The sequence below is a fragment of the Bradyrhizobium sp. genome, from assembly GCF_049586575.1.
In the GTDB taxonomy this organism is placed as follows: Bacteria; Pseudomonadota; Alphaproteobacteria; order Rhizobiales; family Xanthobacteraceae; genus Bradyrhizobium.
Map to the genome: position 1 here is coordinate 1 of NZ_JBAVCF010000160.1, position 5,606 is coordinate 5,606.

8 protein-coding genes are annotated in these 5,606 nt (G+C 61.6%); 4 read left to right on the top strand and 4 right to left on the bottom strand.

Annotated elements, in window-relative coordinates:
* The 3 genes from WB528_RS06010 to WB528_RS06020 all read right to left on the bottom strand — a co-directional run.
* The coding region (locus tag WB528_RS06010) for an aquaporin (RefSeq protein WP_423887512.1) at positions 1–575 on the bottom strand (575 nt) is incomplete at its 3' end.
* The gene (locus WB528_RS06015; RefSeq protein ID WP_423887513.1) at positions 575–1,102 is read right to left on the bottom strand and encodes an arsenate reductase ArsC; all 528 of its coding nucleotides are present in this window, start codon (positions 1,100–1,102) and stop codon (positions 575–577) included. The genes WB528_RS06015 and WB528_RS06010, both read right to left, overlap by 1 nt.
* An 8-nt stretch (positions 1,103–1,110) precedes the next feature.
* Positions 1,111–1,473, bottom strand: a complete 363-nt coding sequence (locus WB528_RS06020; protein ID WP_423887514.1) for an ArsR/SmtB family transcription factor — start codon at positions 1,471–1,473, stop codon at positions 1,111–1,113.
* Between the two features lie 123 nt (positions 1,474–1,596).
* Here WB528_RS06020 and WB528_RS06025 point away from each other — a divergent pair, with 123 nt between their 5' ends.
* The 4 genes from WB528_RS06025 to WB528_RS06040 all read left to right on the top strand — a co-directional run bounded on the left by WB528_RS06025 (position 1,597) and on the right by WB528_RS06040 (position 5,126).
* On the top strand, positions 1,597–2,118 hold the full coding sequence (locus tag WB528_RS06025; RefSeq protein WP_423887515.1) for a hypothetical protein: 522 nt from the start codon (positions 1,597–1,599) through the stop codon (positions 2,116–2,118).
* A gap of 77 nt (positions 2,119–2,195) precedes the next feature.
* On the top strand, positions 2,196–2,510 hold the full coding sequence (locus WB528_RS06030) for an ArsR/SmtB family transcription factor (protein WP_423887519.1): 315 nt from the start codon (positions 2,196–2,198) through the stop codon (positions 2,508–2,510).
* A gap of 49 nt (positions 2,511–2,559) precedes the next feature.
* Positions 2,560–3,921, top strand: a complete 1,362-nt coding sequence (locus tag WB528_RS06035; protein WP_423887516.1) for an NAD(P)-binding domain-containing protein — start codon at positions 2,560–2,562, stop codon at positions 3,919–3,921.
* A gap of 26 nt (positions 3,922–3,947) precedes the next feature.
* Positions 3,948–5,126: an MFS transporter gene (locus tag WB528_RS06040; protein ID WP_423887517.1), complete on the top strand. Its 1,179-nt coding sequence runs from the start codon at positions 3,948–3,950 to the stop codon at positions 5,124–5,126.
* 4 nt (positions 5,127–5,130) lie between these two features.
* On the opposite strand, the gene WB528_RS06045 is transcribed toward WB528_RS06040, so the two are convergent.
* Positions 5,131–5,606: alpha/beta fold hydrolase (locus WB528_RS06045; RefSeq protein ID WP_423887518.1), on the bottom strand; the 476-nt coding region annotated here is incomplete at its 5' end.

Here is a 5,606-nt window from a genome sequence, read left to right on the forward strand (position 1 = left end):
GGCCGGATGCCTGAAAACGTGTTCGTCAGCGACCTTGCGATAGCGACGGCGGGATTCGCAAACGAGGTCGAAGACGTAAACCAGTAAGCCGCGGTGATGTAGAGGCCGACCAGCCAGGGGATCGCCGGCCGGTTGAACTTCAGCCCCGCCAGAATGGTCGCAACGAGGCCGAAGGCTGCGATGCCTTCCGCCAGCCATTGCGGGCCGCCACTCCGTACCTTCAGCGAGGCTTCCCACAGCGGCAGTGCGAACATCGCGTGCGCCATGAAAGTCCCGGCGATGCCACCCATGATCTGCGCCACGACGTAACCCAATGCCTCGCCGGAGGTAAGTTCGCGCTTGAGCGTGAAGACCATGGTGACGGCCGGATTGAAGTGCGCGCCTGAAATCGGCCCCAGAATCGCGATCAACACGATCAGGATCGCTCCTGTCGGGAGTGTGTTGCCGAGAAGCGCGAGCGCGACGTCCTTGGTGAGGTTTTCGGCCATGATGCCGGAGCCGACGACGGTGGCGACCAGAAACATGGTGCCAAGCGCCTCCGCGGCCAGCCGGCGCCGTAGATCAAAATCCGACATCAGCTCGCCTTCTCTTCGCCTGAGGTCGCTCCCGCAATACGGCCGATCTCACGCAGCTTCGTGCCAAGCGCGAGGCGGTCGATGCTTCGCAACGGCAAGCTGGTGAAGAGTGCAATTCGATTCTTGAGATAACGGAAGGCAGCAACGAAGGCCGCTTCCTTTTCGATGTCGGTGCCACTCACTTCCGCCGGGTCTTGAATGCCCCAGTGCGCTGACATCGGCTGCCCAGGCCAGACCGGACAAGACTCGCCAGCGGCATTGTCGCAAACCGTGAAAACGAAATCCATCGCTGGCGCCCCCGGTACAGCAAACTCTTGCCAACTCTTCGAGCGCAGGTCTTCTGACGGATAATCGAGCGTTTGCAACACGCGGATCGCGAAGGGATTTACCGCTCCCTTCGGCTGGCTACCGGCGGAGAAGACACGAAAATTTCCGCGTCCGTCTTTGCGCAGGATTGCCTCGGCGAGAATCGAACGAGCGCTGTTACCCGTGCACAGGAACAGAACGTTGTAGACCCGGTCAGACATGTGCTTTCTCAGACATGGGCTTTCTTCCTCGGCTTAGGCAAACAACATGGCGCGAGATCTTCGATTAACGGCGCGCAGACCTCTGGACGGCCTTCGCAACAATCCCTCAGCATGAACAGCATGACCGCTCGAAATTGCGAAAGCTCCGCCCGATAAACGATCGAGCGGCCGGAGCGCTCGGCAGATACAAGGCGCGCACGCGACAGCACCGAGAGATGCGACGACATCGTATTTTGCGGCACCGCAAGCGCCCGCGCGATGTCACCGGCTGCAAGCCCCTCCGGCTCGTGCTTGACCAGCAGGCGAAACACTTCGAGGCGGGTCGATTGCGCAAGTGCAGCCAGCGCCAGAACGACATCTTCTGATTCCATATATCCAGATTTATCGATATATGTTCTCTTGTCAACCCGGTCAGCAACCCCTCGCCACATCTTTCGGCTAACGCTGGCGAGAACCTCTAACATCGAAGGCTGCCGCGCGGGGCGAGAAATAACGTGGACGCAACCGTCATAGCCGGGATCGAAATCCCCTCCACCAGTCCGGTGTTTCTGACCGTTGTAGGGATTCACGTCCTGCTGGGGCTCACCTGCGTCATCACCGGCGCAATTGCGATGCTGAGCGAGAAACGCTCAGGTCGCCATCCCCGCAATGGGACAATCTACTTTTGGTGTCTGGCCGGGGTGTTCCTGACCATGACCGGCTTGGCCGCCGTGCGTTGGGCTCAGGACTACCACCTGTTTATCCTGGGAGCATTGTCATTTGCCGCGGCTTATTTCGGGCGCGAGGCGAGACGGCATCGTTGGCGCCATTGGATCAGACTGCACATCGTTGGCATGCCAACATCTTATGTTTTGCTGCTGATTGCGTTCTACGTCGACAACGGCAAGAATCTGCCGATCTGGAAAGAACTCCCGCCGGTGACGTATTGGCTATTGCCGGCGATCATTGGGATTCCACTTATTGTCCGAGCTCTCTTATGGCACCCGCTGACTCGCCAGCCGGACGAGCTCGAGTGAAGCCGGAGAAGGTGCATATTTCGATAATTCTGGAACTATCAATTGACAGCTTGGCTGAGACCCGACAAATTGTTCGCATGAAACTGGATGACGCCGCCGCACATCTCGAAGCCTTGGGCAACCCTACCCGGCTCAAGATCTATCGTACGCTTGTTCGAGCCGGAGATGCGGGACTTGCCGTCGGCCGCCTGCAGGACAAGCTGAAAATCGCGCCTTCAACGCTGTCGCATCACATCAAGACGCTTGTCGTGGTTGGCCTCGTCAACCAGGTGCGGGATTCAACCACTCTGGTGTGTCACGCGAACTACGAGGTGATGCGAGGGCTGGTGGATTTTCTGGCCGCCGAATGCTGCGCCGATGCCGCCGAGGATAACGATAACAAGGCGGCGTAGCCGTTGTATGGCTATAAATTCGATATTTCTGGAATCATAGGAGGATACGATGGCCGAAACCAAGACGGTAGCAATCATCGGAGCCGGCCCGGTCGGCCTCGCCGCGGCCGCGCATGTTCTGGAGCGGGGATTTCGCCCCATCGTATTTGAAGCAGGCGCGGGCGTGGCGCACTCGGTGCGCCAATGGGGTCACGTCCAACTATTTTCGCCCTGGGAATACAATATCGATCGCGCAGCTGCCCGCTTGTTGGAACCGGCCGGCTGGAACTCGCCCGAGCCCGATCGATATCCAACTGGCGCCGAGTTGGTCGAACGCTATCTTGAACCGCTCGCCACCAAGACCGCTTTGGCGCCTCACATCCGCACTTCCAGCCGCGTCACCGACATCAGCCGCGTCGGATTCGACAGACTCAAAACCCGAGGCCGGGAAGCAGCGCCATTCGAGATTCGCTATCAAAACGGGCAAGGCCCCCGAGTGATGCATGCGGATGCCGTGATCGACGCTTCCGGCACCTGGCAGTCTCCAAATCCGGCCGCGGCCAACGGCCTGCTTGCCATCGGCGAGACGCAAGCAGCCGATAAGATCGCGTACGGGATGCCTGATGTGCTGGGAAAGGATCGCGCACGCTACGCCGGCAAGACGGTTGCTGTGCTGGGCGCAGGACATTCGGCGATCGGCACCCTCACCGATCTGGCGCGCCTTGCGGCTCAAATGCCGGAGACCACGCCAATATGGTTGTTGCGCGGCAGCGACCCGTCAAAGGCTTTCGGCGGCGGCGCGAACGACAAACTTGTCGCCCGAGGTGAACTTGGCGCTTCCTTCGCCGCCTTGGTTGCGTCCGGTCAGGTAAACGTCGAAACTGAATTTCGCGTTTCGCATCTCACCGCCGCCGGTTCGCGCCTGACGGTCGGCGCGGGCGGAGCCTGCTGCGGCCGTCAGGTGGTCGTGGACGAACTCGTTGTGGCAACCGGTTTTCGGCCAAATCTGGATTTTGTACGCGAGCTTCGCATTCAGCTTGATCCGACCATCGAATGCCCGGTGGCGCTGGCGCCGCTGATCGATCCGAATGAGCACAGTTGCGGCACGGTCCGGCCGCATGGGGCGCGCGAACTGGCGCAAGCCGAGCCGGGATTCTATTTCGCTGGCATAAAATCCTACGGACGCGCGCCTACTTTTCTCATGATCACAGGATATGAACAGGTTCGTTCGATTGCCGCCGATATCGCCGGCGATCGGGAGGCTGCGGACCGGGTAGAACTTGAACTGCCGGAGACGGGCGTCTGCAATCGATCGACCGGACTGGATGCGAATAAATGCTGTGGTGGCCCTGCGCCATCGGACGTTGACGCCTGTTGCCTGGTCGATGCAAATGCCCGCCAGGAGGGCAAGACGGGATGCGGATGCAAGTGAGGCCGGCACAACATGGCGACTGAGGTATGAGCGGTCGCCGACTTCCGATCATTCTGGCGCTCGGCACCACGCAGACGCTGGCGTGGGCCTCGAGCTACTACCTGCCCGCGATCCTCGCCGATCCGATCGGGCGCGATCTCGGCATGTCCGCCAACTGGATTTTTGCGGCGTTCTCGGCGGCGCTGGTGATCTCGGCGCTGCTTGGTCCCCGCATCGGCCGGCAGATCGACCTGTTTGGCGGCCGGCCTGTGCTGTGCACCTCCAACCTCACGATCGCGGCGGGTCTGGTGTTGCTTGGCATCACCGGCTCGATTCCGTTGCTGATCACGGCATGGATCCTGCTCGGCATCGGCATGGGATATGGCCTTTACGACGCGGCCTTCGCCGCGCTCGGGCGCATCTATGGCAATGCCGCACGCGGCCCGATCACCGGCATCACGTTGATGGCCGGTTTCGCCTCCACCGTCGGATGGCCGCTGACGGCGCTCGGGCTCGACCATATCGGCTGGCGCAACACCTGTTTTGCGTGGGCGGCGGCGCATATCCTGATCGGCCTGCCGATCAACTTCTTCATGTTGCCTTCGGTTGCCGGGGCAAAGGCGGCCGCCGTCAACGCGGTCAAGCCTCACATCCCGATCGATCGCACCATGATCCTTCTGGCCTTCGCTTTTGCTGCGGGGTGGTCCGTGACCGGCGCGATGGCCGCGCACATGCCGCGCATCCTTGAGACCGGCGGCGCCACGGTCGTGCAGGCGGTAGCGGCCGGCGCGCTGTTTGGCCCCGCGCAGGTGTTTGCGCGCATCCTCGAAGCAAGTCTTCTGAGCCGCTATCATCCGCTGGTCTCAACGCGCCTTGCCTGCCTCACCCACCCGATTGGCGCGGCGATCTTTGCCGTCGTTGGAGGCCCGGCGGCTGGCGCATTCGCGATCTTCTTCGGCCTCGGCAATGGGATCCTGACGATTGCGCGCGGCACGCTTCCGCTGGCGATCTTCGGTCCCAAGGACTACGGCTATCGCCTCGGCCTGATCGGCGCACCGGCGCGCATGGCTCAGGCCATGGCTCCGCTGGCATTCGGGCTCCTGATCGACCTGATCGGAATCAAGGTCCTGATCGTCTCCGCCGCACTCTGCCTCTCGGCACTGGCAGCACTTTGCCTGCTACGGCCGAATTCAAGACAGCCGCCGCCTGACGCCGCGAGCGCGTGAAGCTTTACCGCGGCAGTTTGGCGATCCAGCTGAGGATCGCGCCGGCGACCGCATCCGGCTGCTCCGGCAGCAGGGCATGGCTGGCGTTTGGTATCACCACGACCGAGACACGCTCGCCGAATTCCTCGCGCATCTCGTTTGACATGGCGCGAGGCTTGAAAGGATCAAGTTCACCCTGAAGGTCGAGCAACGGCACTGTACCGCCCGACCACCACTCGGACTGTTTGGTGGCGCGGCCGGCGGCCAGTTGCACTTCGTCTGCGGCTGGATGCCAACCCTGAAGCCAAATATTTGCGTCGCTATTCGGAGCAAAGAAGGCCAACCGCAGATATCCCAGCCGCTCGTTAGCCGGCAGCGCGAAATCGCCCGATTTTCGCACCGCTTCCGACAATTCCTTCGCGCCGTCGAACCCGGTCGGATAGGTCTTGGCTGCGGCGGCGACCATCACCACGCCGCGCACGAGGTCGGGACGATCGACGG

What these genes read in the sequence shown, in the direction of transcription:
- WB528_RS06040 (WP_423887517.1), top strand. Translation starts at nt 3,948, where the DNA reads ATGAGCGGTCGCCGACTTCCGATCATTCTGGCGCTCGGCACCACGCAG.
- WB528_RS06020 (WP_423887514.1), bottom strand. Translation starts at nt 1,473, where the DNA reads ATGGAATCAGAAGATGTCGTTCTGGCGCTGGCTGCACTTGCGCAATCG.
- WB528_RS06035 (WP_423887516.1), top strand. Translation starts at nt 2,560, where the DNA reads ATGGCCGAAACCAAGACGGTAGCAATCATCGGAGCCGGCCCGGTCGGC.
- WB528_RS06015 (WP_423887513.1), bottom strand. Translation starts at nt 1,102, where the DNA reads ATGTCTGACCGGGTCTACAACGTTCTGTTCCTGTGCACGGGTAACAGC.
- WB528_RS06030 (WP_423887519.1), top strand. Translation starts at nt 2,196, where the DNA reads ATGAAACTGGATGACGCCGCCGCACATCTCGAAGCCTTGGGCAACCCT.